Genomic DNA, 23,858 nt, shown 5'->3' with positions numbered 1-23,858 from the left:
CGGCGCCGGGCGGGGCGACTAGTCTCGCTCGTGCGTGCAGCCGACGACGGCGGCGCGCAGGTGTAAGTGAGGAGCCTTCACCATGACGGTGAATCCAGCAGCCCCCCAGAAGTTGCGCCTGAGCGAGGATGCCGTGGGGCGGCTCGCGACGGCGTACCTGGCAACCCACCACGGACCGCACGGCGACGCCCCCTCCACCGACGTCGCCGTCACCGTGCCGGTGGACCGGGCCGTCACCGCCCAGGTCATGTCCCCGGAACTCCTGGCCGCCCACACCCGGCTGGGTGAGGTCCGGGCGCCCGGACAGACCCTGGTCGCCGTGTACCCGGCGGATGCACCGGGGGCGAGCGAAGCGACGGGGGAAACGCCACGCGGCTTCGGTCCGGCGCTGCAGGTGGTCACCGATCACAGCCCGATGCTGATGGATTCGGTCACCGTCATGCTGCACCGGCTGGGCGTGAACTACGTGTCGATCATGAACCCGATCCTGCGGGTGCAGCGCGGGCCGGGCGGGGAGCTGCTCGATATCGCCCCGGCGGTGGGACCCGACGCCCCGGCCCGCGGTATCGACGAGACGTGGATCCACGTGCGGCTCGCCCCGACGGCCGACCCGGCCGCGGTCGACGAGGCCGCCACCATGCTGCCCCATGTGCTTGCCGACGCCCGGCAGGTCGCCACCGACTCCTCGGCGCTCAACGCCACGCTGGTCGGGCTGGCGAACGCGCTGGACGCCGACCACGCCGGCCATTTCGCCGGCCCCGACCGCCGCGACGTCGCGTCGCTGCTGCGCTGGCTGGCCGACGGGCATTTCGTGCTGCTGGGCTATCAGCGCTGCGCGGTGGCCGGCGGTACGGCCACGGTGGACCCGGCCAGCCGGCTGGGTGTGTTGCGGTCGCGCACCGATGTCTTCCCGGAACTGACCACCCCCGGCGATCTGCTGGTACTGGCCCAGGCGACCATGCCCAGCTTCCTGCGCTACGGCGCCTACCCGTACATGGTGGTGATCCGGGAGAACCCGGGTGGACCGGCAGCCACCCAGGGCGTCGAGCACCGCTTCGTCGGGGTGTTCACGGTGGCGGCGATGAACGCCAACGTGCTGGAGATCCCGCTGATCGCCCGTCGCGTCGACGAGGTGCTGGCGCGGACGCACGGCGATCCCAGCCATCCCAGCCAACTGATGCTCGACATCATCCAGACCATCCCGCGCTCCGAGTTGTTCGCGCTGAGCAGTGGGCAGCTCTTGGACACCGCACGCGCGGTGGTCGACCTCGGCTCGCTGCGACGGGCCCTGCTGTTCCTGCGTGCCGATCAGCTCGGCCACTTCGTCTCGGCGCTGGTGTATCTGCCCCGGGACCGCTACACCACCGCGGTGCGGCTGGCCATCCAGGACATCCTGGTTCGCGAACTCGGCGGCGTCAGCATCGAGTACGCCGCCCGGGTCAGTGAATCACCCTGGGCTGTCGTGCATTTCACCATCAAGATGCCCGAAGGAGTGCGCCGCGCGGATATCGACACGTCGTCGGAGAACGGGAACCGGATCCAGCAGCTGCTCACCGAGGCCTCCCGCACCTGGGCCGACCGGCTGATCGGGTCGGTCAAGTCCGGCGCCATCGGCCAAACCCTGGCCGAGCATTACGCGGCGGCGTTCCCCGAGGTCTACAAGCAGGCGTTCACCCCGGCCGAAGCCATCGGTGACATCGCGATCATCGAAGAGCTGCAGGACAACACGGTCAAGTTGGTGTTCGCCGAGGGCACCGGCGACGACCGGGTAGCCAAGCTCACCTGGTACCTGGGCGGCCGATCGGCCTCGCTGTCGGAGCTGCTGCCCATGCTGCAATGCATGGGTGTGGTGGTGCTGGAGGAGCGGCCGTTCACGGTGATCCGCGCCGACGGCCTGCCGGTGTGGATTTACCAGTTCAAAGTGTCTCCGCACCAGTCCATCCCGGCAGACGGGGATCCCGACACCACGGCCACCCTGTTCGCCGACGCGGTCACCGCGATCTGGCAGGGCCGGGCCGAGATCGACCGGTTCAACGAACTGGTGCTGCGTGCGGGGCTGACCTGGCAGCAGGTCACCATCCTGCGTGGTTACGCGAAATACCTGCGCCAGGCCGGATTCCCGTACAGCCAGTCCCATATCGAGACGGTGCTCAACGACAACGCGGGCACGGCGCGGTCTCTGGTGGAACTGTTCGAGGCGCTCTTCGACCCGACCGCGACCGACCCGCCGCGCGACGCCCAAGCCGCCGCCGCAGCGGTCGCTGCCGATATCGATGCCCTGGTGAGCCTGGATACCGACCGGGTGCTGCGGGCCTTCGCCGGCCTGGTGCAGGCCACCCTGCGGACCAACTACTTCGTCACCAGCCCGGATTCCGCGCGCGCCCAGAACGTGGTGTCGTTCAAGCTCAACCCCGGTCTGATCAGCGAGCTTCCGTTGCCCCGGCCGCGATTCGAGATCTTCGTCTACTCGCCGCGAGTGGAAGGCGTGCACCTGCGCTTCGGTTTCGTGGCCCGCGGTGGACTGCGATGGTCGGATCGCCGCGAGGACTTCCGCACCGAGATCCTGGGACTGGTCAAGGCGCAGGCGGTGAAGAACGCCGTCATCGTGCCCGTCGGCGCCAAGGGTGGGTTCGTCGTCAAGCAACCTCCGCTGCCCACCGGCGACGCCGCGACCGACCGCGACGCCCAGCGCGCCGAGGGGGTGGCCTGCTACCGGCTGTTCATCTCGGGGCTGCTCGATCTCACCGACAATGTCGAGAAGGGCAGCGGAAACGTGATCACCCCGCCGGGGGTGGTGCGCCGCGACGGTGATGACGCCTACCTGGTGGTCGCGGCCGACAAAGGCACCGCGACGTTCTCCGATATCGCCAACGATGTCGCGCAGTCGTACGGTTTCTGGCTCGGCGACGCGTTCGCCTCCGGTGGCTCGGTGGGTTATGACCACAAGGCGATGGGCATCACCGCCAAGGGCGCCTGGGAATCGGTGAAGCGGCACTTCCGCGAAATGGGCGTCGACACCCAGACCCAGGATTTCACGGTGGTCGGTGTCGGCGATATGAGCGGCGACGTGTTCGGCAACGGGATGTTGCTGTCCAAGCACATTCGGCTGGTGGCGGCGTTCGACCACCGGCACATCTTCCTGGACCCCGACCCGGACGCGGCCACCTCGTGGGTGGAACGGGAGCGGATGTTCGCGCTGCCACGGTCCAGCTGGGATGACTATGACCGATCGCTGATCAGCGAGGGCGGCGGTATCTACAGCCGGGAACAGAAGTCCATCCCGATCAGCCCCCAGGTGCGCACCGCGCTCGGCCTGGCCGACGATGTCACCGAGATGACCCCGCCGGCCCTGATGAAGGCGGTCTTGCTGGCGCCCGTCGACCTGTTCTGGAACGGCGGTATCGGTACCTACATCAAGGCCGAGACCGAATCCGATGCAGCGGTCGGCGATCGTGCCAACGACCCCGTCCGCGTGAACGGAAATCAGTTGCGGGTCAAGGTGATCGGCGAGGGTGGCAACCTGGGCGTGACCCAGCGCGGCCGGATCGAATTCGCCCTCGCGGGTGGGCATGTCAACACCGACGCCATGGACAACTCGGCCGGGGTCGACTGCTCCGACCACGAGGTGAACATCAAGATCCTGGTCGACTCCTTGGTCACCACCGGCAAGGTGAGCGCCGCCGAGCGCACCGAGTTGTTGATGTCGATGACCGACGAGGTCGGCGAACTGGTGCTGGCCGACAACAAGGATCAGAACGACCTGATGGGCACCAGCCGGGCCAATGCGCCCAGCCTGCTGTCGGTGCATGCCCGCCAGATCAAGGAGCTGGTCGACGAGCACGACCTCAACCGGGAGCTGGAGGCGCTGCCGTCGGAGAAGGAGATCCACCGTCGCGCGGACCTCGGATTGGGTTTGACCTCACCGGAATTGGCCACCTTGATGGCGCACGTGAAGCTGGCGCTCAAAGACCAGCTGCTGGCCAGCGACGTCCCCGACCAAGAAGTGTTCGCCGCCCGGCTGCCGTCGTACTTCCCGTCCGAGCTGCGGGACCGGTTCGGCACTGACATCCGCAATCATCAGCTGCGCCGCGAGATCGTCACCACCATGCTGGTCAACGACCTCGTCGACACCAGCGGTATCACCTACCCCTACCGGATCAGCGAGGACGTCGGGGTCGGCGCGGTCGACGCGGTGCGCAGCTACGTCGCCACCGACGCGATCTTCAAGGTCGGCGAGGTGTGGCACGCGATCCGCGCGGCCGCGCAGGCCGGGGTGCCGGTCGCGGCGACCGACCGGATGACGCTGGACCTGCGCCGGCTCATCGATCGGGCCGGCCGCTGGCTGCTCAACAACCGGCCGCAGCCGCTGGCCGTGGGCGCCGAGATCAACCGGTTCGCCGAGAAGGTGGCCGCCCTCACCCCGCGGATGTCGGATTGGCTGCGCGGTGACGACAAGGCGATCGTGGAGAAGGACGCCGGCGAGTTCATGGCGCAGGGGGTGTCGGAGGAGCTGGCGTATATGGTGGCCACCGGTCTGTACCAGTACAGCCTGCTCGACATCATCGACATCAGCGACATCCTGGAACGTGATGCCGCCGAGGTGGCCGACACCTACTTCGCGCTGATGGATCACCTGGGCGCCGACGGCCTGCTGACCGCGATCTCCCGGCTGGCCCGCGACGATCGCTGGCATTCGTTGGCGCGCTTGGCCATTCGCGACGATATCTACGGATCGTTGCGCTCCCTCTGTTTCGACGTGATGGCCGTCGGCGAACCGGACGAGAACGGTGAGCAGAAGATCGAGGAATGGGAGATCACCAACACCTCCCGGATGGCCCGGGCTCGCCGCACCCTCGACGAGATCTATGCAGAAGGCGAGCGGGACCTGGCCACGCTGTCGGTGGCGGCCCGTCAGATCCGCAGCATGACACGAACGAGTGGAACGGGAACAAGTGCCTAACGGGTTCGTCACGCCGGTGCCGGTGCGTTGGTCGGATATCGACATGTACCAGCACGTCAACCACGCGACCATGGTGACGATCCTGGAGGAGGCCCGGGTTCCGTTCCTGCACGAGCCGTTCGCCGGCGACATCGATACCACCGGCCTGCTGATAGCCGAGGTCAAGGTGTCCTACAAAGGCCAAGTGCGCCTGACGGATTCGCCGTTGCAGGTGACCATCTGGGTCAACCGCCTGCGCGCGGTGGACTTCACTCTCGGCTACGAGGTGCGCTCGGTGCATGCCGATCCCGATTCCAGGCCGGCCGTCATCGGGGAAACGCAGTTGGCGGCCTTCAACATCGAAGAGCAGAAGTTGGTGCGCCTGGCGCCGCACCACCGCGAGTACCTCGAGCGCTACCTGCGGCCATCGGCGTGACCGCCGCAGAGCGGGGCATCTGGCTCGACGATGCGGCCAGTCGCGACGACCTGAGCACGTTCGCCGAACGCACGCTGCGCCTCGACGACGCAGCAGTGGTCCGACTGCGGCAACGGCCGGACGGCAACATCGTCGCCTGGGTCGGCACAGGTTTCGATGTGCTGGCCAGCCGGGTGGTCGGCGGAACGGTGCGGCCTACAGACCTGTGCGTGGGCGCCGACAGTCTGGTCGGCGCGCTGTCGGCGATGGCGGTGTCGGGGTTCGTCGAGCCCGGCTTCGCGATGGATTCGGCCTGGCGCGGTGTGCTGCCCCCGGAAAGCGGGTTCGTTCACCTCGACGATGTGCCCGCACGGGCCGTGCTCGATCTGGCCGAACGAGGCGCCGCCCTGGCCAAGGAACACAGCAGCGCACACGGCCCGCCGGCTTCCCTGCTCGATCAGGAGGTGCTGGCGGTGAGCTCCGGCAGCACCGAGGTGGGCATCCCGATGCGCTGCGTGTTCGCCCTCACCGCCATGGGTTTCCTGCCGCCGAGCGGTAGTGAGGTCGGTGCCGAGGAGATCGTGCGGGTTCGGGTGCACCCGGCGTGGCTGCGGGTCGACGCCCGATTCGGCACCGTGTACCGGCGTATCGGCGACCCCGCCATGGTCTTGCGTTAGACCAGCCAGGCCGCGGAATCGGGCGGCAACAGGCCGTCGGTCAACGGACCGCTGGTCAGCAACACCTCACCGGGCGGCAGCGCCATCGCCGCATCGCCGGTGTTGAGCACACAGACCAGCCCACCCCCGCGCCGGAACACCCCGTCACCGAGCCACGCCAAACCGCCGTCGAATTCGGAACGCGCGGAACGTAATTGGATGGCCTGCTGGAATAGGGTCAGAGTCGACCCGGGGTCGGCGAGCTGGTGCTGCACCGTCGCGGCCGCCCAGTCGGTGGGCATCGGCAACCAGGTGTCCGGGTTGGTGGAGAAGCCGAACGGGGGCGTGTGTCCGGACCAGGGCAGCGGTACCCGACAGCCGTCGCGGCCGCGTTCGGTGCGCCCGGAGCGCTCCCACACCGGATCTTGGAGCACCTCGTCGGGCAGGTCCACCTGGGGCAGCCCGAGTTCCTCACCGTTGTAGACGAACGCGACGCCGGGCAGCGCCAGCATCACCAGCGCCATGGCCCGGGCCCGGGTCAACCCCCGCGCGCCGCCGCCGTAGCGGGAGACCTCGCGTTCCACGTCGTGATTGGACAGTGTCCAGGTCGGTACCGCACCGGCCAGCTCGGCCGCGGCCAGTGAGTTGTCGATTGCCGCCCGCACGTCGGCGGTGTCGAAATCGGCCTGCACCAACCGGAAATTGAAGCCCAGGTGCAGTTCGTCGGGTCGCAGGTACTTGGCGAACCGCTCGTTGCCGTGCACCCACACCTCGCCGACCGCCACCGATTCGGGATAGTCGTCGAGCACCTGCCGGATGAAGCGGTGGATCTCGTGCACGCTCTCGTTGTCGAAGCGCGGATCGTCTTCGGCATTGCGCAGCAGCTCGTTGTCGGCCAGCGACATGTCCGGCAGCCCGGGCGGTTTCGCCATCCCGTGCGCGACATCGATGCGGAACCCGTCGACCCCGCGGTCCAGCCAGAACCGCAACGTCTTCTCGACATCGGAGAACACCTCGGGCTGGTCCCAGTTCAGGTCGGGCTGGGCGCTGTCGAACAGGTGCAGGTACCACTGCCCGTCGGGCACCCGGGTCCAGGCCGGCCCGCCGAACACCGACACCCAGTTGTTCGGCGGCGCGTCCCCGACGCCGTCCCGGAAGATGAACCGATCCCGCCGGGACGGATCGGCCAGCGCCTCGAGGAACCACGGGTGCGCCGAACTGACGTGATTGGGCACCAGGTCCATGGTCACCCGGATGTCGCGGGCGTGCGCCGCGGCCAGCAGCCGGTCCAGTGCGGTCAGGTCACCGAACAGCGGGTCGATATCGCGCGGGTCGGCGACGTCGTAGCCGTGGTCGGCCATCGGGGACACCATGACCGGATTGAGCCACAGGGCGTTGACGCCGAGGGCGGACAGGTAGTCGAGTCGTTCGGTGATGCCGTCCAGATCGCCGACACCGTCGCCGTTGCTGTCCCGGAACGAGCGCGGGTAGAGCTGATAGAACACCGCATGCGACCACCAGCTCATCAGAACGCCGAGTTCACCATCGACTCGGCGGCCATGTTCAGGTAGTTCAGCAGCAGCTGGCGGTGCGCATCGTCCAGCGTCGTCGAGTCGATCGTGGCGACCGCGGTATGCATGCAGCGCAGCCAGGCGTCGCGCTCCAGGAACCCGATCCGGAACGGCGCATGGCGCATGCGCAGCCGCGGATGGCCCCGCTGATCGGAGTACGTTCGCGGGCCGCCCCAGTACTGCTCCAGGAACATCCGCAGCCGCTCCTCGGCCCCGTCGATATCGTCCTCGGGGTACAGCGGCAGCAGGATCTCGTCCTCGCGTACCAGCTCGTAGAACTTCGACACGATCGCGGCGAACGTGGCGTGGCCGCCGACTTCGTCGTAGAACGAGCGCTCCGGTTGGGTCACGTCCTCCATTGTCCAGGATCGGCCGCCGCGCGCCGGGGCAGGGCATCAGCCGGTGCGCTTAGTTCGCCTAACAGGTTTGTCACTTGAAGTTCATCGGACTGACCAGCGAACACCCGCTGAATTGCCGTGCGATCGCCGCTGATCCATGGTGGACTGTGCAGCGGAGGACGAATGTCGCAGCGCAAGAAAAGCCCTGCTCGACGAGCGGGCTACCGGTACCCCACGGCCGCGGTTGCTCCTGTCGCTGCCCATTCACCGCAGTTCGCCCCGCAGTTCGCCGAGGCCTCACCGGCCGCCCATTCGGCCTCCGTGTGGGGTCGGCGCAGGGTGTTGCTGCTGAATTCCACTTACGAGCCACTGACCGCGCTGCCGATGCGGCGCGCCGTCATCATGCTGATGTGCGGTAAGGCCGACGTCGTCCACGACGACCCGTCCGGACCGGTCATCCACTCCGCGACCCGCACCATCGTGGTGCCCTCGGTGATCCGGCTGCGTTCCTTCGTGCGGGTGCCCTACCGCGCGCGTATCCCGATGACCCGGGCGGCGCTGATGCACCGCGACCGGTTCCGGTGTGCCTACTGCGGGCAGAAGGCCGACACCGTCGACCACGTCATCCCACGCAGCCGCGGCGGCGAGCACTCCTGGGAGAACTGCGTCGCGGCCTGCTCGTCGTGCAACCACCGCAAGGCCGACCACTTGCTCAGCGAGCTGGGCTGGACGCTGCGGTCGGCCCCGATGCCGCCCAAGGGACAGCACTGGCGGCTGCTGTCCACGGTGAAGGAACTGGACCCGGCATGGGTCAGATATCTGGGTGAGGGCGCGGCGTGAAACACGCTGCGCTACGGTTTGCGTCGTGAGCATTGCACTGACCCATTCCCTGCTCGGTGGGGTCCCGCTGGTGGTGTTCCTGCTGCTGGCCGTTGTGACTCTGTCCCGTAAGGGCCCGCACCCGGCGACCTACAAACTGTCCGACAAGTGGACGCACGACCCCATCCTGTGGGCGTCGGACGAGCCCGCCGACCACGGCCACGGTGGCCACGGTTCGCATGTGAACGTGGGAGGTTCCGCAAGTGGCAAGTGGTGAGCTGGCGACGACGGACAAGGACGTCGACCTTCCCTACGGCTACGCGCTGACCTACAGCGGCCGGATCTCGGGTGTCACCGAGCCGGGCGAGCTGTCGGTGCACTACCCGTTCCCGGCCAAGGACCTCGTCGTCCTCGATGACGCGCTGAAGTACGGCTCGCGCGCGGCCAAGGCCCGCTTCGCGGTGTACATCGGCCCGCTGGGTGAGGACACCGCCGCCACCGCGCGGGAGATCCTCGGCAAGGTGCCCACACCGGACAACGCCATGCTGATCGCGGTGTCGCCGGATCAGCACGCCATCGAGGTGGTCTACGGCGCCGACCTGAAGGGCCGTGGCGCCGAGACCGCCGCACCGCTCGGGGTGTCGGCCGCCATCGGCTCACTCAAGCAGGGCAATCTGATCGACGCACTGGTGAGCGCCGTGCGCGTGATGTCGGCCGCGGTGTCGCCGGCCTGACAACGTCCATACCGTCCCGGTACCGGCCTATGCAGGTTCGGTACCGGGACGGTGTGCGTTCGGGGCGGTGCCGTTTCTGATCGCCACGTAGCGCTCCAGGAAGGTGCGCTCGTCGAGCCGCTTGCGCCGCATCCAGCTGGTGACCTCGTCATTGCACTTGCTGGCATTGCAGGCCGCGCAGGCGGGCACCACGTTCTCGACGGTGTATCTGCCGCCGCGCGAGATCGCCATGACGCAGTCCCGCTGTAGGGGTTTGCCCGTCGCGCCGCAGTAGGCGCAGCCGTTCCAGGCCGCCTTCAGCGCAGTCCACTGCTCCTCGGTGAGGTCGTTGACGACCGCTTTCACCCGGCGGGTGCGCCTGCGCGCCGCGCGGGCTCTCCGACTGTTGGGGGCCGCCATGGCCAGATCTTCCCAGCGCGAGCGTGCGCAGCCGCACAGCCGCCACGGCGTGTCGGTGGGCAGACACGCACGCTCGCCGATCAGCTCACATCAAACGTCCGGGCCCGCAGCGCCCGTTCGACGCCGGCCCGGCCCTCCAGCACCAGGCGGCGCAGGGCGGGCGGCAGGTCGGGGTCGGCTAGGAACGCGTCGGCGGCTTCCAGGCCGCCCTGGCTGACATCCCAGGACGGGTACAGGCCGATCACCACGGTCTGGGCCACCTCGCTGGAGCGCCGCTCCCACACACCGGCGATGGCGGTGAAGTAGAGATCGCGGAACGGGGTCAGCAGCGCGGTCTGGCCGGGCTGGACGATGCCGCCGACGATGGCCCGGGTGGTGATGTTGGCCAGCGTGTCGTCTTCGATGACCTGTTGCCAGGCGGCCTCTTTGACCGCCTTCTGGGGCCGGGCCGCGGCCGCTGCGGCCGCGTTGCGCTTACCTGCCGCGGTCGGGTCGTTGGCCGCTTCGGCGTCGATGAACGGGGTCTCCGGGCCGTCGGCGTCGATCGCCCCGGCCCCGGCCAGCGCGGTGACGATGCGCCAGCGCAGGTCGGTGTCGATCACCAGCCCGGCCAGGTTCACCGCAGCCGGTTCGTTGTCCAGCAGTGTGGACAGCACGGCGATGTGGTTGGGCGACAGCACCGAGGTGCACAGGGCGTTGACGAAGGCCAGTTGGTGATCCGAACCCGGCGCGGACTCGCGGGCCCGGTCCAGCAGCGCGTCGCCGAAGGCCGGCCAGCCGTTCTCCTTGGCCCACACCGGGTCGGCGTAAGCATTCAGTGCCGTCTGCGCCTGCAGCAGAAGTCGTTGTGCCACACCCACTTCGGTCTCCGCGTGGATGCCGCTGATCACCAGGGCGACGAAGTCGCGGGCCTTCAGCTCGGCCTCACGGGTCATCTCCCACGCCGCCGACCAGGCCAGTGTGCGGGGGAGCGGATCGGCGAAATCGGCGATCCGGGACAGCGCCGTCTGCAGCGACTCCGGGTCCAACCGCACCGCGCAGTAGGTCAGGTCCTCGTCGTTGACGAGGATGAACTTGCCGCGCGCGGCGCCGACCAGTTCGGGTACCTCGGTGGTGGGGCCTTCGACATCCAGTTCGATCCGGTTGACCCGCACCAGCTTGCCGCTGGCATCGTCGTCGTAGATGCCAATGGCCAGCCGGTGCACACGGGTCTCGCCGGCACCTGGCGCGGCGCCGGACTGGCTGATCGCGAATCGGGTGAACTGGCCGTCACCGTCGACGTCGAAATCGGGGCGCAGCGTGTTCAGGCCGGTGGTCTTGAGCCACTGCCGGCCCCACTGTGACAGATCGCGGCCCGAGGATTTCTCCAGCGCGCCAAGCAGATCCCCGAAGGTGGCATTGCCGAAGGCGTGGTCGCGGAAATAGTCGCGCAACCCGGCGAGGAACGCTTCCAGGCCGACGTAGGCGACCAGCTGCTTGAGCACACTGGCGCCCTTGGCGTAGGTGATGCCGTCGAAGTTCACCTCGACCGCGTGCAGGTCCGGGATGTCGGCCGCGACGGGATGGGTCGACGGCAGCTGGTCCTGGCGGTAGGCCCACGACTTCTCCACGTTGGCGAACGTCGTCCAGGCTTGGTCGTATTCGGTGGCCTCGGCCTGGCACAGCACCGACGCGAACGTCGCGAAGGACTCGTTGAGCCACAGGTCATCCCACCACTGCATGGTGACCAGGTCGCCGAACCACATGTGCGCCATCTCGTGCAGCACGGTCTCGGCGCGGCGCTCGTAGCTGTACCGGGTCACCTTGGACCGGAAGACGTAGTCCTCCAGGAAGGTCACCGCACCCGCGTTCTCCATGGCGCCCGCGTTGAACTCCGGCACGAACAACTGGTCGTACTTGCCGAACGCGTAGGGGATGCCGAAGTTGCGGTGGTAGAAGCCGAAGCCCTGCTTGGTCTCGGTGAACAACCGTTCGGCGTCCATGAACTCGCCGAGCGAGGCGCGGCAGAAGATGCCCAGCGGGATCTCACCGTGCTCGTCGGTGTAGACGTCGTCCCAGCGCGCGTACGGGCCGGCGATCAGCGCGGCCAGGTAGGTGCTCATCTTCGGCGTGGTCGCGAAGGTGTGCACACCGTCGTGTACCGACACCGTCGCGCCGTTGGAGATCACCTGCCAGTGCACCGGCGCCTTGACGGTGACGTCGAAGGTGGCCTTGAGATCGGGCTGGTCGAAGCAGGCGAACATGCGCTTGGCATCGGCGGTTTCGAACTGCGAGTACAGGTACACCTCGTTGTCGACCGGGTCGACGAAGCGGTGCAATCCCTCGCCGGTGTTGGAGTACCGGCAGTCCGCGTCGACGACCAGGACGTTGTGGGCCTGCAGACCGGTGAGTGCGATGCCGGTGGACTCGTCATAGCCGGACACGTCGAGCGAGGCACCGTTGAGGGTCGCGCTGCGCACCGTGGCGGCGGCGATGTCGATGTAGGTCTCGGCTCCGGGCAGTGCGTCGAACGTCACGGTGGTGACGGAGTGGAAGGTCTTCTCGCTTCCGTTACTTCCCGGGTCGCTGCGCTCCTGCCCTCCGGAGGTCAGGTCGAGATCGATGCGGTAGTTGTCAACGGTCACCAGGGCGGCGCGCTCGGCGGCCTGGTCGCGAGTCAGATTGGGGAGTGCCACGCGTCCAACCTAGTCGGCCGAGCGCGTGTGCGGGAGTCGGTCGATGAGGGCCGTGTGTTGGGAAACGAGTAGTCGACTACTCATGCACACGGGGCTGGGTCGCTGCGATTGTTGACGTGAGCGGCATCACAGGCGGCATCCGAGACCGGTATCACCTCGTCGAAGAACGGCAAATCCCACCATGGCCAATTCCCGCATCCGTCAGGACATCTGGACACTGTCGCGCGAGGCCACCTGGCACCCTGTCATCCGCGCCTACGCCCGTGCCGTCGGCGTACTCAAGTCTCGGGATGGGGCTCCCGGACATCGAGTCGATCCCACCAGCTGGAGCTATCAGACCGCCATTCACTGGGACGACACCGCGCCGGCTGCCGATGAATTCCGCAACAAGTGCCAGCACGGCACGTGGTTCTTCCTACCGTGGCACCGGATGTACCTCTTCCACTTCGAGGCGATCCTGCGAGCGGTCATCGAACAGGACGCGGCGATCGACGATGACACCAAAGCCACGTGGGCTCTGCCGTACTGGAACTACTCCAAAGACGCCCAAGCCCTCCTCCTGCCGCCCGCCTTCGCAGATCCGATGCTGGACGGCGAGCGCAACCCGCTCTTCGACAGCACCCGATTCCTGAACAACGGTGAGAGTCTCGACCCGCGGGCTGTTCTCATCGGCGCGGCGCTGCGGCCGCGCCGGTTCGCAACCAGCAATATCGCGCAGGGATTCGCCGGCTCGAAGACCGGATTCATGCACTATCAGCGCAAGGGGGGAGGTCCCCTCGAAGCGGCTCCGCACGGTTCCGTACACAACTCGGTCGGCGTGAACATGAGCCAACTCGACACCGCTCCCGCGGATCCGATCTTCTGGTTGCACCACGCCAACATCGACCGGCTCTGGCAGGTTTGGCTGGGGACCGGGCACGGCCGCGCGAACACCACCGACCCTGATTGGTTGACCGGCCAGCGGTTCCGCTTCCACGACTCCGCCGGCACGGAGGTGACGATGACTTCGGGTCAGGTCCTCAACACCGCTGCCCAGCTCGGCTATACATATGAAGACACCTCCGCGCCCTTGGAGGGGGAGGCCATGGAGCCCGAACCGGATCATCCCGCGCAGCTCGTAGGGGCGACTGACAAACCGGTACAACTCACCGGGAACACCGCCTCGGTACGCTTTCCGATCGGGACGCCGGCGGGCCCGCTGGCGGCCGAGGCCGAGCCCAGCCGGGTGTACCTGCAACTCGACGACCTCACCAGCCCCGACGTCCCGCGCGTGCCGTACGCGGTCTATCTGAACGTGCCCGACGATGACCCGGCGACGCCCGACGACCACTATGTCGGAACCGCTTCGACGTTCGGGATCGAACGGATCGGTGATCCGCGCGCCGACCACCCCGAGGGAATGCAACTGGTCTTCGACATCACTGACCTCTATCGCAGCCTCAAGGCGAAAGGGGAATGGAGCGACCGCGTGAGTGTCCGGTTCGTGCCGCTCTATGTGCGACCGCCGGCGGTGGAGCCGGAGGCCGAGCAACGGGTTGCCGGTGCCCGACAGCAACCCGGCACCGTTGACATCGGTCAAGTCAGCGTGCACTTCCAGTAAGAGGCCGACTCCCATGACCTTCGCGGGGACTCCTTTGCACTGCGGCATCGCTGACGTGCTCGCAGCGACGCGGCGCGCGCACTGGCGATACCCGGAATGGCCGCTGGTGCCGATCGCCATCACGGCGTGGATGGCGATATTCGCCCTGGATGCCGTCACGCCCCACGGGCAACCTTCGCAAGCAGTCGTCCACTCCCACACCGTCGGCAACCCCGCTGGGCCCAGTGTGGACGCGCTGCATGTGACCATGTCGCACTGGATCTTGATGGTGCTGGCGATGATGCTCCCCACCATCCTGCCGGCCGCGCGCGCCGTGGCTTTGGGCAGTCGCTGGCGTCGGCGCCACCGTGGCCAGGCGATCTTCACCTTCGGATACCTCGCTCCCTGGGTTGCGCTGGGGGTGGTGACTGCGACTGCGCTGCCCGCGATCGGGCAACCGCCACCTCGACTCTTCTCCGCGGCCCTCGTCGTGGCGGCGTTATGGGAGTTGACGGGCTGGAAGGTACTGCTGCTGAGGGCATGTCATCGGCTTCGACCCCTGCCGCCCGACGGTTGGCGAGCTGATACCGGCTGCCTCGCGCGTGGTCTGGTCCACGCAGGCACATGTATCGGCGCGTGCTGGGCGCTGATGGCGGCAATGATCGCGGCCGGCCACGAGTCGCGCTCGTGGCTGATGCTCCCCGTGAGCGCCCTCATCATGACGGAGAAATTCACTTCGCGACCCGATCGTGTCGTGCGACCGGTAGCGGCCGGTCTGGTCGTCATGGCCGCGATCGCACTGCTCATCTGAACTGACCGACCGCGCAGCACTCGACCGAAAAGGACTTCTGCAATGCCGATCTGGACCGCAAAGACCAGCTTGCTCGACGGCGGCCTCGCCGCCGAGGCACGTGACACCTCAAGCCCGCCGGCGCTGGGACTGGTGCAGCCGGAGATGGTGCCCCGGCAGTGCCGGCTCGCAGGCTACCTACCGCGGCAGATCTCCCCTGTTGTGGTGCGCAGCGACATCATCGCCTATGCGTCTCCCGACTCGACTTACGCGGTGACCAAGCAGCTGTTCGATGAAGCGAAGAGATCGATACTGATCGGCATCTACGACTTCACCGCCCCACATATGAAGCAGCTGGTACTCGATGCGCTGGCCCGCGGCGTGCGGGTCGCGCTCATGCTGGACATCGATGGCGCCGACGAGGACAAGCTCTTCGATGAGCTTGTCGACGTGGGGGTCGAGGGGGTCTCGGCGCCTTCGTGCGCCAACAAGAACATCCACCTGTTCGCGTCCTCACACGAGAAAGTCATCGTCATCGATGACGAGTGGACCCTGGTGCAGAGTGGAAACTACAGCGCCAACTCGATTCCGCTGAACGAGGCCGACGGTCTCGCCGGACCGCAATTCCGCACCGGTAATCGAGACGCGGGACTTGCGGTTCGGTCCAGGCCGTTGGCCAAGTTGTTCACCGGGGTCTTGCGTTCGGACATGCAAGCCAGCACCGATGCCCCCGCCGTGGCGCAGCCGGAAGCCGAAGCGGCGCAAGCGACGCAGGTGCTGCTTGAACGAGCCCCGAGCAAGCGACCGTCGAAGCTGTTCCCCAGTAAGCATTTTCAACTTGACGCCGGCCTGCGGGTGCAACCTGTGCTCAGTCCCGACAACTACATGAGCGTGGTGCCGCCGCTGATCGCAGCAGCCACCACATCCATCGACATCGAGCAGCAGTACATCAAGGCCCACCAACCGGAGGTCCGCACACTGCTGGAGGCCATCGCCTCTGCTCGCAGCGCACGTCCCGGTCTGAAGGTGCGCATCATCTTGGGCAGGGTGTTCAGCCGCGCGGACCTCGACGCGGAGCACAGGAATCTGAAGCTGCTCGCCGACGACTTCGCCCTCAAGTTGGGCACCCATATCCGCTACATCAACACCGACAGATTGGTGCACTGTCACAACAAGATGATCGTCGTCGATGACGCCAAGGTTCTTGTCAGCTCGCAGAACTGGTCGGATTTCGCGGTGACCAAGAATCGGGAGGCAGGATTGTGGGTGCCGCACTCCGGCATCGCTCAGTACTTCGGGGCAGTATTCGACACCGACTGGGGTACCGCGTTCAAGACGCCAGACCAGATCTTCGCCGGCCCGGGGGCAACCCCGGAGTCCCTGGCCCCGGAGGCGCTGGGCGCTGGCGGGTTCATCAAGGTCGAACCCGGTGACTACCAGGAGGTCTGACGCCTTCGCGAGCAACGATCCGAGGCCGTGAAAGGAGACTTGATGACACCGACGCAGACCGACAGGGAACAGTACCGGGCCGCGCGCTCGTACACCAAGCGTGTGTACGGCAGCGATATGGCCGAAAAGGCTTCTGACAGTTTTTGTTTGAGCGTGTATCAACGGACCTTCGGTCAGCCGGTCGCGCGGGGGCTGCAGCCCGAGGCGCTGGGCGTCGCGGGCGCGTCCCCGCAGCCGATGCCGACGGTGTTGGAATTCGAACCGAGTGCCGCACTTCAGGCGCTCACCGAGGAACCGCCGACGGGCGGAGACCGGGCGCTGGACCGCGCCGGGGCGATCCAGCGCGTGCGGACCGCCAACTATCAGGTGATGTCGCCCGTCTACACCGAGATCGACCGACTGTCGACCACCACGGTGGGGCTCTCACCGGAATTTCTGGGCTGGCCGCAGATTCAATCGCTGGTCACCCAGGTGTGCTGGCTCAACCGCAGTGTCCGCACCTGGGCGGGCCCGGAGGCGCTTGCCGACGTCACGGCGGACAGTGCGGTCACCTCGATCGACATTCCGCGGCTGCTTCAGCCTGAGGCTGCCTCCGTCGATCACGTCGCGATCAAGCTGCCCGATTTCGTCGAGCGGACAGGTCTGACCGGCCACGGTGTCACCGTCGCGGTGATCGACTCCGAAGTGGCCGCCATGCATCCGGCGCTGGCCGGACGCGTCGTGCAGCGGCGCAACTACACGGCGGAGCCGTGGGGCAATCCCGGGACCCACGGCACCGCCGTCGCCGGCCTCATTGCCGCTGACGATCAGGTCAACGGTGGTATTGCACCCGGGGTCACGGTCTACAACTACAAAGTGCTGGCAACAAATCGTTTCTTGCACGCCGATGACCACGCCGGGGCACTGGCGATCCAGCAGGCCCTCGAAGACGGCGCGGCCGTGGCGAACTGCTCGTGGGGGGCCGGCGCCATCACCAAGGCCAAGAGCCGCGAGGCGATCGCCGTCGACTCTGCATGGGCGTTGGGCATGTTGGTGGTCAAGAGTGCCGGCAACGACGGACCGCGGCGCTCGACCATGACCACGCCGGCCGATGCCGACGGCGTCATCGTGGTCGGTGCGACCGACCTCGGTGGCATGTTGGTCGGCGATTACAGCAGCAGGGGACCGGCGTTGCGGCGCACGCGCCCGCATCTCATCGCACCCGGCGGCGAGCCGGATGGTGCCCGGCTGAGCTGCTGCTTGACCGCGGGCGGTTTCGGTGACGCCGGGTACGGAACCAGCTATGCCGCGCCACAGGTCACCGGTGCCATTGCTCTCCTGCTGCAACAGAACCCGCAGATGAAACCAGATGACATCCGCAAGCACCTGCTCCGCTCGGCGAGGAAGCTGCCCGGATTCGCGCCCAACGACCAAGGACATGGACTTCTGCAGCTGACATAGCGAGCCGGGGATCAGTCGGGCTGGAGGCCGACCGGCGAGTCGATGGACTGCACATCCTGATCGTCAGCCAGGGTCTTGATTTGATCGGGAGTCGCGAGGACTCGGGCCGTGGAATTGATCCAGGCCCCGTCGAGTACCTTGCCGCCCGCCGAGGACAACCGGCTCGTCAGGTCCGCCATCGTGCGGTCGAAAGTCGTCTTGGTGGCGTCGATGCGCTCAGCGCGCGATCCCTCGGCAGGAATCTGCGGGGGCTCGAGCTGCACGATGACTTCCAGCGGCTCGTCGGAAGCGACGGACTTCAGCCGCTCTTCCAATGAGGGAGAGATCTTGGCGGTCATGCCTCTCCTTGACGAGTCGTCGCGATCCCGGTGACCTGTGCGTTCGCCTACCACGATAGCGGTGATCGGAGGCCGGATGGGGTGACTGTGCCGGGGATGGCCGGTGGTCCGGGAACATCGACCACACGCCCGAAGTTGTGTTGGGCGGACAGCTGTGCCCACGTCGAGAGGACTGACCCCAATGGCGAAAAAAGACGTTGCAGACTTCTGGTTCGATCCGCTGTGCCCGTGGGCCTGGATCACGTCCCGCTGGATCCTGGAAGTCGAGAAGGTCCGGGATATCGAGGTCAACTTCCACGTCATGAGCCTGGCGGTGCTCAACGAGGGTCGCGACCTGCCCGAGGAGTACGTCGAGATGATGAAGAAGGCATGGGCGCCGGTACGCGTCGCGGTGGCCGCCGAGCAGGCCAAGGGCCCGGAGATCCTCGCCCCGCTCTACACCGCCATGGGCACCCGGATCCACAACGAGGGCAACAAGGACTTCACGGTCGTGATCCGCGACTCGCTGGAAGAGCTGGGCCTGCCGGCCGAGCTGGCCGAGGCCGCCACCAGCGACAAGTTCGACGAGGCGCTGCGCAAGAGCCACCACGAGGGTATGGACCCGGTCGGTCCCGATGTCGGCACGCCGACCATCCACGTCAACAAGACCGCGTTCTTCGGCCCGGTGCTCTCCCGTATCCCGCGTGGCGAGGAGGCCGGCAAGCTGTGGGACGCCTCGGTGATCTTCGCCGCCTACCCGCACTTCTGGGAGGTCAAGCGGACCCGGACGGAGTCACCCGAGTTCGACTAGGAGCTGACGTGCGGATTCGGTCGCGATCCTCGATGTTCATCGAGGATTCCGCCGGCACCCCTGGCAGGTAACCGGCCGATCCGCACTGCGCGCCGCGGTGCAAGATGAGAAAGTACCTGTCATGACAGCGGCCGAACCCACCACCGACGGGTCTTACCGAGACAAGATCGCAGCCGTCGAACCCGGCGGGAACGAGTTCATCGCCGAAGCGGACCGGCACGGTAAGCCCAGTCAATTGTTCTGGACGTGGACCTCGCCCAACCTGGAGTTCGCCACCATCTTCGTCGGCGTCCTCGCGGTCGCCTACTACGGTATGACGTTCTGGCAGGCCGTCGCCGGGATCGTGCTCGGCACCGGGCTCGGCGCCGTCGCGCACTACTTCCTGTCCGCGCGGGGCCCGCTGCACGGTGTGCCGCAGATGGTGCTGGGGCGGTTGCCGTTCGGGTTCAAGGGCAATGTGGTGCCCGCGGTGTTGATGTCGGTCACCGCCGGGGTCGGCTGGTTCGCCACCAACAGCGTCAGCGGGGCGTTCGCCCTGTCGACGCTGTTCCACATCGGGCCGGTGCTCGCCTTGGTCATCATCGTGGTGCTGCAGACCGCGCTGGCGTTCTTCGGGCACAACCTGGTGCAGGCCTTCGAGCGGTGGGCGTTCCCGGTGCTCGCGGTGATCTTCGTGGTCACCTCGGTGGCGATCCTGGCCAAGTCGCACCCGGGGGCAGCAGCAGTGGAGGGTGGCGTGGGCGGGATGGGCGGTTTCCTGCTCACCGTCGGCACGGCTTTCGGCTACGCCGCCGGCTGGACGCCGTACGCCGCCGACTACACCCGCTACCTGCCGTCGAGCGTGAACACCGCACGCACGGGATGGTTCGCCGCCGCGGGTCTTTTCGTGTCATGCGTGGTGCTGGAGGTCGTCGGCGCGGCCTCGGTCACCATCGGGCCCGCGCTGTCGGAGAACCCGACCGAGGCGTTCACCTCGGAGCTGAGCTCCTGGTTGGCCAAGTTGACGCTGCTGGCGATCGCCATCGGCGCCGTGGCCGCCAACGCGATCAATGTGTACTCGGGCGCCATGGCTTTCGTCACCATCGGGATCAAGCTGCCGCACCATGTGGCGCGTGCCCTGGTCACGGTGTTCTTCGGGGTGGCCGGCTTCCTCATCGCCTTGTGGGCGCTGGGCGACGCCGCGGCCAGCTACGAGGCGTTCCTGCTGATCATCGCGTACTGGATCGGGCCGTGGCTGGGGGTGGTGTTCGCCGATCAGTACCTGCGCCGCGGACAGTCGGTCGCCGGATTCCTGTACGACCGGTCGTACGCGAACTGGCCGGGTCTGTTGTCCTTCCTGGTCGGTCTGGTGGTGTCGGTGGTGTTGTTCTCCAATCAGGTGAAGTTCGTCGGCGTCATCGCCGAGGCCGTGCCGCAGCTCGGTGACATCACCTTCTTCGTCGGCTTCCTGATCGCCGCGGGGAGCTATCTGGTGCTGTGCCGCAGCAAGATCGCCGCGGAGCGTGCCCTGGCATGACACCGGAGCAGATGCTCGACATCGCCGTCGAGGAGGCCCGAAAAGGACTGGCTGAGGGGGGAATCCCGATCGGCGCCGCCCTGTTCGGTGCCGACGGGCAGCTGCTCGGGGCCGGGCACAACCGCCGCGTGCAGAACGACGACCCGTCGGTGCACGCCGAGACCGACGCTTTCCGCGCGGCGGGCCGCCAGCGCGGCTACCGATCCACGGTGATGGTCACCACGCTGTCCCCGTGCTGGTATTGCAGCGGGCTGGTGCGGCAGTTCAACATCGGTGCGGTGGTGATCGGTGAGTCCCGCACCTTCCACGGCGGCCATGACTGGCTGGCCGAGCACGGGGTGGCGGTGACGCTGCTGGACGACGAGCGCTGCGTGACGATGATGGAAGAGTTCATCGCCGCGAAGCCGGAATTGTGGGCGGAGGATATCGGCGAATGAGTGCCATTGCGACGGTGGATATTTCCCGTTGGTACGCCGGAGGTGCGGAGGCTGATGCGCTGGCAGCCGAGGTCGACGAGGGCCTGCAGCGCGCCGGGTTCATCGTGGTCACCGGCCACGGCGTGGACACCGACCTGGCGGCGCGGGTACGCGCGGCCAGTCGGGAGTTCTTCGCACTGCCCGCCGAGGTCAAGGCGCGGTATTCGGTGCCGGTCGGCGGGCACGGCTGGATCGGTCCGGGGGCGGAGGCCAACGGGTACGCCGAGGGCACCGAAACACCGCCGGACCTCAAGGAGAGCTACAGCCTGGGTGCCGAGACCGCGACCGGGGACCCCGAGGTGGACCGGATCTGGTTCGCCCCCAATGTGTGGCCGGCCGAGGTGCCCGCCCTGCAGACCCTGGTGACCGAGTACACCGAGCAGATGCGCAAGGTGTCCGACGACCTGCTGGCCCTGTTCGCCCACGCGCTCGGGCTTTCGGTGAATCCCTTTGTCGCCCTGGCTGATAAGCCCACCTGGACGATGAACATCAATCACTACCCGCCGGTCAGTGTGGTGGGCGAACCCGAGCCGGGCCAGTTCCGCATCGGCCCGCACACGGATTTCGGCACCGTCACGGTGCTCGATCGCGAACCCGGGGCCGGCGGGCTGCAGGTGTACTCCGAAGCGGAGGGCTGGGAGGACGCGCCGTGGGAACCCGGCGCGCTCACGGTGAACATCGGTGACCTGCTGGAGTATTGGAGCGGGCGGCGCTGGCCGTCCGGCCGGCACCGGGTGCTGCCACCGCAGCCGCATGCGCCCGAAGAGGACTTGGTGTCGTTGATCTACTTCTACGAGGCCAACCACGACGCGCTCGTCACACCGCTGCAGCCGCCGGTCGGCAAGGTGTCCGGTCTGGAGCCGGTGACGTCATCGGACTTCATCAAGGAACGCCTCGACGCCATCACCATCGGGTAGCTCGGTCGTCACTGCCTCCAATGCGGCGAGTTGTGCTGCACTGAAACGGATCTCGCCGGCGGCCAGGTTCTGCTGCAGGTGGTGTACCGATGTCGTCCCGGCGATCAGCAGGACATTGGGTGCATGCGCCAGCAGCCAGGCCAGCCCCACCTGCGCGCCGGTGGCCCCGATCTCGGCGGCGATCCGTTGCACCACAGCGTTTTCGGCGACCTTCGGGAAGCCGGGAAACGATGAGCCGAGCGGGAAGAACGGCACCCAGGCGATTCCGTGCTCGGCGCACAGCGCGAGTTCGTCCTCGTGCACCCGGTTGAGCAGGTTGTAGGCGTTCTGTACACAGACGATGCCGGCGGGCAGCGCCCGGCGCAGGGTGTCCACATCGACATTGCTGATCCCGAGTGCGCCGATCTTGCCTTCGTCGCGCAGCGCGATCATCTCGGCCAACTGGTCGTCCAGGTCGACGATCTGGTCGCCCTCGGCGATCAAGCCGAGCCCGATATCCGCGCGCCGCAGGTTGACCACCGGGATCCGCTCGACGCCGAGTCCGGCCAGGTCCAGTTCGACGGCGGCGCGCAGGTCGGCGGGTTTCTGTGCCAGCGCCAGCGGGAGGGGCCCACTGGCGGGCCGGGCTCCCACCTTGCTGACGAGTACGAGTTCGTCGGGGTAGGGCGACAGCGCGTCGCGGATGCGGCGGTTCACCACGCCGTCGTCGTAGAAGGAGGCGGTGTCGATGTGGTTGACGCCGAGTTCGACGGCGCGGCGCAGTACCGCGGTGGCGTCGTCATCGGGTACTGCGCGGGCGAGTCCCATGGCGCCGTACCCGATCCGGGCCACGCGATGGGTGCCGAGGGTGCCGGTGCCGCCGGGATGCGATGTGGGCATGGTGTGCTCCTGGAATGTCATACTCGAAAGCGATGCGGAGGAACCTCCGCTTTCTACGGTAGCAAAACGGAGGTGCCTCCGCTATGGCTGAACGGGCCGACGCACGCCGCAACCGGGAACGGTTGCTCGCCACGGCGACGGCGGCGTTCACCACGGCCACCGGACCGGTGTCGTTGGAGGCAATCGCCCGTGACGCCGGCGTGGGCATCGGCACGCTGTATCGGCACTTCCCGACGCGGGAGGCCCTCGTCGAGGCGGTGTTCTGCACCGAACTCGCGGAGGTGGCGGCGTCGGCCGGGGACCTGCTGCGCGAGCACCCACCGGTGTCTGCGCTACGCCGCTGGATGGACCGCTACGCATCGTTCGTCGCCGCCAAGCGGGGGATGGCCGAATCGCTGCACGCCATGTTCAGCTCCGGTGCCGTCCAGCCCAGCGAGACCAGGGAGGCCGTGCTGGGGGCGGTGGCGACGCTGCTCACCGCGGGTGCGCAGGACGGCAGCCTGCGGTCCGATATCGACGCCGACGACGTCGTCAGCAGCCTGCTGGGCATCTTCCTGGCCAGTAGATCCACCGAGCAGGCCGGCCGGCTGCTCGACCTGCTGGTCGACGGTCTGGTCGCACAACGCTGACACGTTAGGGTTACCCCCATGCGCGTCTACCTCGGTGCCGATCACGCCGGACTCGAATTCAAACAGACCATCATCGAGCATTTGCTCAAGAGCGGCCACGAGCCGATCGACTGCGGTGCCTACACCTACGACGCCGACGACGACTACCCGGCGTTCTGCATCTCCGCGGCGCTCAAGACCGTCGCCGACCCGGAGAGCCTGGGCATCGTGCTGGGCGGTTCGGGCAACGGCGAGCAGATCGCCGCCAACAAGGTGCCCGGCGCGCGCTGCGCCCTGGCCTGGAGCGTGGAGACCGCGCAACTGGCCCGCCAGCACAACAACGCCCAGTTGATCGGTATCGGCGGTCGCATGCACACCACCGAGGAGGCGTTGGCCATCGTCGACGCGTTCCTGTCCACCCCGTGGTCGGAGGCCGAGCGCCACCAGCGCCGCATCGACATCCTGGCGCAGTACGAGAAGGACCACATCGCGCCCCCGGTGCCCGGCGCCCCCGCCTGACCCTTGGCCTG

22 protein-coding genes are annotated in these 23,858 nt (G+C 67.4%); 16 read left to right on the top strand and 6 right to left on the bottom strand.

The annotated features are described in order from the left end of the window. The first annotated feature begins 82 nt into the window (after positions 1 to 82). Genes H7J86_RS22695 through H7J86_RS22685 form a run of 3 tightly spaced genes read left to right on the top strand, consistent with a single transcriptional unit; the run spans position 83 to position 6,031 of the window. Positions 83 to 4,960 carry an NAD-glutamate dehydrogenase gene (locus H7J86_RS22695; RefSeq protein WP_267293605.1) on the top strand — a complete coding sequence of 1,626 codons (4,878 nt, stop codon included), beginning with the start codon at positions 83 to 85 and terminating at the stop codon, positions 4,958 to 4,960. Beyond that, a complete protein-coding gene (locus H7J86_RS22690) occupies positions 4,953 to 5,375 on the top strand; it encodes an acyl-CoA thioesterase (protein WP_267293603.1) in 423 nt (140 codons plus the stop codon). The genes H7J86_RS22695 and H7J86_RS22690 overlap by 8 nt, the downstream gene beginning before the upstream one ends. Then, the gene (locus tag H7J86_RS22685) at positions 5,372 to 6,031 is read left to right on the top strand and encodes a DUF8010 domain-containing protein (protein ID WP_090353250.1); all 660 of its coding nucleotides are present in this window, start codon (positions 5,372 to 5,374) and stop codon (positions 6,029 to 6,031) included. The genes H7J86_RS22690 and H7J86_RS22685 overlap by 4 nt, the downstream gene beginning before the upstream one ends. Here the strand turns inward: H7J86_RS22685 and H7J86_RS22680 are convergent. Together H7J86_RS22680 and H7J86_RS22675 are read right to left on the bottom strand one after the other, a co-directional pair. Further along, positions 6,028 to 7,536, bottom strand: a complete 1,509-nt coding sequence (locus tag H7J86_RS22680) for a glycoside hydrolase family 13 protein (RefSeq protein ID WP_267293601.1) — start codon at positions 7,534 to 7,536, stop codon at positions 6,028 to 6,030. The two genes, H7J86_RS22685 and H7J86_RS22680, sit on opposite strands and share 4 nt — an antisense overlap. Further along, positions 7,536 to 7,940 carry a globin gene (locus H7J86_RS22675; RefSeq protein ID WP_170847055.1) on the bottom strand — a complete coding sequence of 135 codons (405 nt, stop codon included), beginning with the start codon at positions 7,938 to 7,940 and terminating at the stop codon, positions 7,536 to 7,538. The genes H7J86_RS22680 and H7J86_RS22675 overlap by 1 nt, the downstream gene beginning before the upstream one ends. Positions 7,941 to 8,102: 162 nt before the next feature. On the opposite strand from H7J86_RS22675, the gene H7J86_RS22670 reads away from it, so the two are divergent. The 3 genes from H7J86_RS22670 to H7J86_RS22660 are packed head-to-tail and all read left to right on the top strand — an operon-like array spanning position 8,103 to position 9,472. Then, entirely contained in the window at positions 8,103 to 8,759 is a 657-nt protein-coding gene (locus H7J86_RS22670; RefSeq protein ID WP_267293599.1) for an HNH endonuclease, read from the top strand. Between the two features lie 25 nt (positions 8,760 to 8,784). Then, the gene (gene ctaJ, locus H7J86_RS22665; protein ID WP_090353254.1) at positions 8,785 to 9,015 is read left to right on the top strand and encodes an aa3-type cytochrome oxidase subunit CtaJ; all 231 of its coding nucleotides are present in this window, start codon (positions 8,785 to 8,787) and stop codon (positions 9,013 to 9,015) included. Next, positions 9,002 to 9,472 carry a DUF5130 domain-containing protein gene (locus H7J86_RS22660; protein ID WP_090353255.1) on the top strand — a complete coding sequence of 157 codons (471 nt, stop codon included), beginning with the start codon at positions 9,002 to 9,004 and terminating at the stop codon, positions 9,470 to 9,472. Before ctaJ ends, H7J86_RS22660 begins: the two co-directional genes overlap by 14 nt. A 27-nt stretch (positions 9,473 to 9,499) precedes the next feature. On the opposite strand, the gene H7J86_RS22655 is transcribed toward H7J86_RS22660, so the two are convergent. Both H7J86_RS22655 and pepN read right to left on the bottom strand, forming a co-directional pair. Beyond that, positions 9,500 to 9,871 carry an HNH endonuclease gene (locus H7J86_RS22655; protein WP_090353257.1) on the bottom strand — a complete coding sequence of 124 codons (372 nt, stop codon included), beginning with the start codon at positions 9,869 to 9,871 and terminating at the stop codon, positions 9,500 to 9,502. An 80-nt stretch (positions 9,872 to 9,951) separates the two neighbouring features. Then, a complete protein-coding gene (gene pepN / locus H7J86_RS22650; protein ID WP_267293597.1) occupies positions 9,952 to 12,546 on the bottom strand; it encodes an aminopeptidase N in 2,595 nt (864 codons plus the stop codon). A 181-nt stretch (positions 12,547 to 12,727) separates the two neighbouring features. Between pepN and H7J86_RS22645 the strand changes: the two genes are divergently transcribed. From H7J86_RS22645 to H7J86_RS22630, 4 genes are read left to right on the top strand one after another with little or no spacing between them, the layout of a single operon-like run. Further along, the gene (locus tag H7J86_RS22645) at positions 12,728 to 14,146 is read left to right on the top strand and encodes a tyrosinase family protein (RefSeq protein WP_267293595.1); all 1,419 of its coding nucleotides are present in this window, start codon (positions 12,728 to 12,730) and stop codon (positions 14,144 to 14,146) included. Between the two features lie 13 nt (positions 14,147 to 14,159). After that, the gene (locus H7J86_RS22640) at positions 14,160 to 14,936 is read left to right on the top strand and encodes a DUF2182 domain-containing protein (RefSeq protein WP_267293593.1); all 777 of its coding nucleotides are present in this window, start codon (positions 14,160 to 14,162) and stop codon (positions 14,934 to 14,936) included. A 42-nt stretch (positions 14,937 to 14,978) separates the two neighbouring features. Next, entirely contained in the window at positions 14,979 to 16,364 is a 1,386-nt protein-coding gene (locus tag H7J86_RS22635; RefSeq protein WP_267293591.1) for a phospholipase D-like domain-containing protein, read from the top strand. Positions 16,365 to 16,406: 42 nt separating this feature from the next. Then, positions 16,407 to 17,804, top strand: coding sequence for a S8 family peptidase (locus tag H7J86_RS22630; RefSeq protein ID WP_267293589.1), 1,398 nt, complete (start codon positions 16,407 to 16,409; stop codon positions 17,802 to 17,804). 11 nt (positions 17,805 to 17,815) lie between these two features. On the opposite strand, the gene H7J86_RS22625 is transcribed toward H7J86_RS22630, so the two are convergent. After that, positions 17,816 to 18,142 (bottom strand): hypothetical protein, encoded by a 327-nt coding sequence (locus H7J86_RS22625; RefSeq protein WP_090353263.1) that lies wholly within the window; start codon positions 18,140 to 18,142, stop codon positions 17,816 to 17,818. Between the two features lie 181 nt (positions 18,143 to 18,323). Between H7J86_RS22625 and H7J86_RS22620 the strand changes: the two genes are divergently transcribed. From H7J86_RS22620 to H7J86_RS22605, 4 genes are all read left to right on the top strand, one after another. After that, on the top strand, positions 18,324 to 18,932 hold the full coding sequence (locus H7J86_RS22620) for a mycothiol-dependent nitroreductase Rv2466c family protein (RefSeq protein ID WP_267293588.1): 609 nt from the start codon (positions 18,324 to 18,326) through the stop codon (positions 18,930 to 18,932). Positions 18,933 to 19,053: 121 nt separating this feature from the next. After that, entirely contained in the window at positions 19,054 to 20,448 is a 1,395-nt protein-coding gene (locus H7J86_RS22615) for a purine-cytosine permease family protein (protein ID WP_187096320.1), read from the top strand. Then, positions 20,445 to 20,885 carry a nucleoside deaminase gene (locus tag H7J86_RS22610; RefSeq protein WP_090353269.1) on the top strand — a complete coding sequence of 147 codons (441 nt, stop codon included), beginning with the start codon at positions 20,445 to 20,447 and terminating at the stop codon, positions 20,883 to 20,885. Before H7J86_RS22615 ends, H7J86_RS22610 begins: the two co-directional genes overlap by 4 nt. Then, a complete protein-coding gene (locus tag H7J86_RS22605; protein WP_267293586.1) occupies positions 20,882 to 21,841 on the top strand; it encodes an isopenicillin N synthase family dioxygenase in 960 nt (319 codons plus the stop codon). Before H7J86_RS22610 ends, H7J86_RS22605 begins: the two co-directional genes overlap by 4 nt. Here H7J86_RS22605 and H7J86_RS22600 read toward each other — a convergent pair. Further along, positions 21,794 to 22,720 carry an aldo/keto reductase gene (locus H7J86_RS22600; protein WP_267293584.1) on the bottom strand — a complete coding sequence of 309 codons (927 nt, stop codon included), beginning with the start codon at positions 22,718 to 22,720 and terminating at the stop codon, positions 21,794 to 21,796. The genes H7J86_RS22605 and H7J86_RS22600 overlap by 48 nt on opposite strands. 83 nt (positions 22,721 to 22,803) lie before the next feature. Here H7J86_RS22600 and H7J86_RS22595 point away from each other — a divergent pair, with 83 nt between their 5' ends. Together H7J86_RS22595 and H7J86_RS22590 are read left to right on the top strand one after the other, a co-directional pair. Next, the gene (locus H7J86_RS22595; RefSeq protein WP_267293582.1) at positions 22,804 to 23,349 is read left to right on the top strand and encodes a TetR/AcrR family transcriptional regulator; all 546 of its coding nucleotides are present in this window, start codon (positions 22,804 to 22,806) and stop codon (positions 23,347 to 23,349) included. An 18-nt stretch (positions 23,350 to 23,367) separates the two neighbouring features. Next, entirely contained in the window at positions 23,368 to 23,847 is a 480-nt protein-coding gene (locus tag H7J86_RS22590) for a ribose-5-phosphate isomerase (protein ID WP_167161699.1), read from the top strand. The last annotated feature ends 11 nt before the right edge of the window (positions 23,848 to 23,858 follow it).

Source organism: Mycobacterium hackensackense (genome assembly GCF_025822555.1).
In the GTDB taxonomy this organism is placed as follows: Bacteria; Actinomycetota; Actinomycetes; order Mycobacteriales; family Mycobacteriaceae; genus Mycobacterium; species Mycobacterium fluoranthenivorans.
The sequence above is the reverse complement of the archived record's forward strand: the minus strand, read 5'-3'. Positions and strand labels throughout refer to the sequence as shown.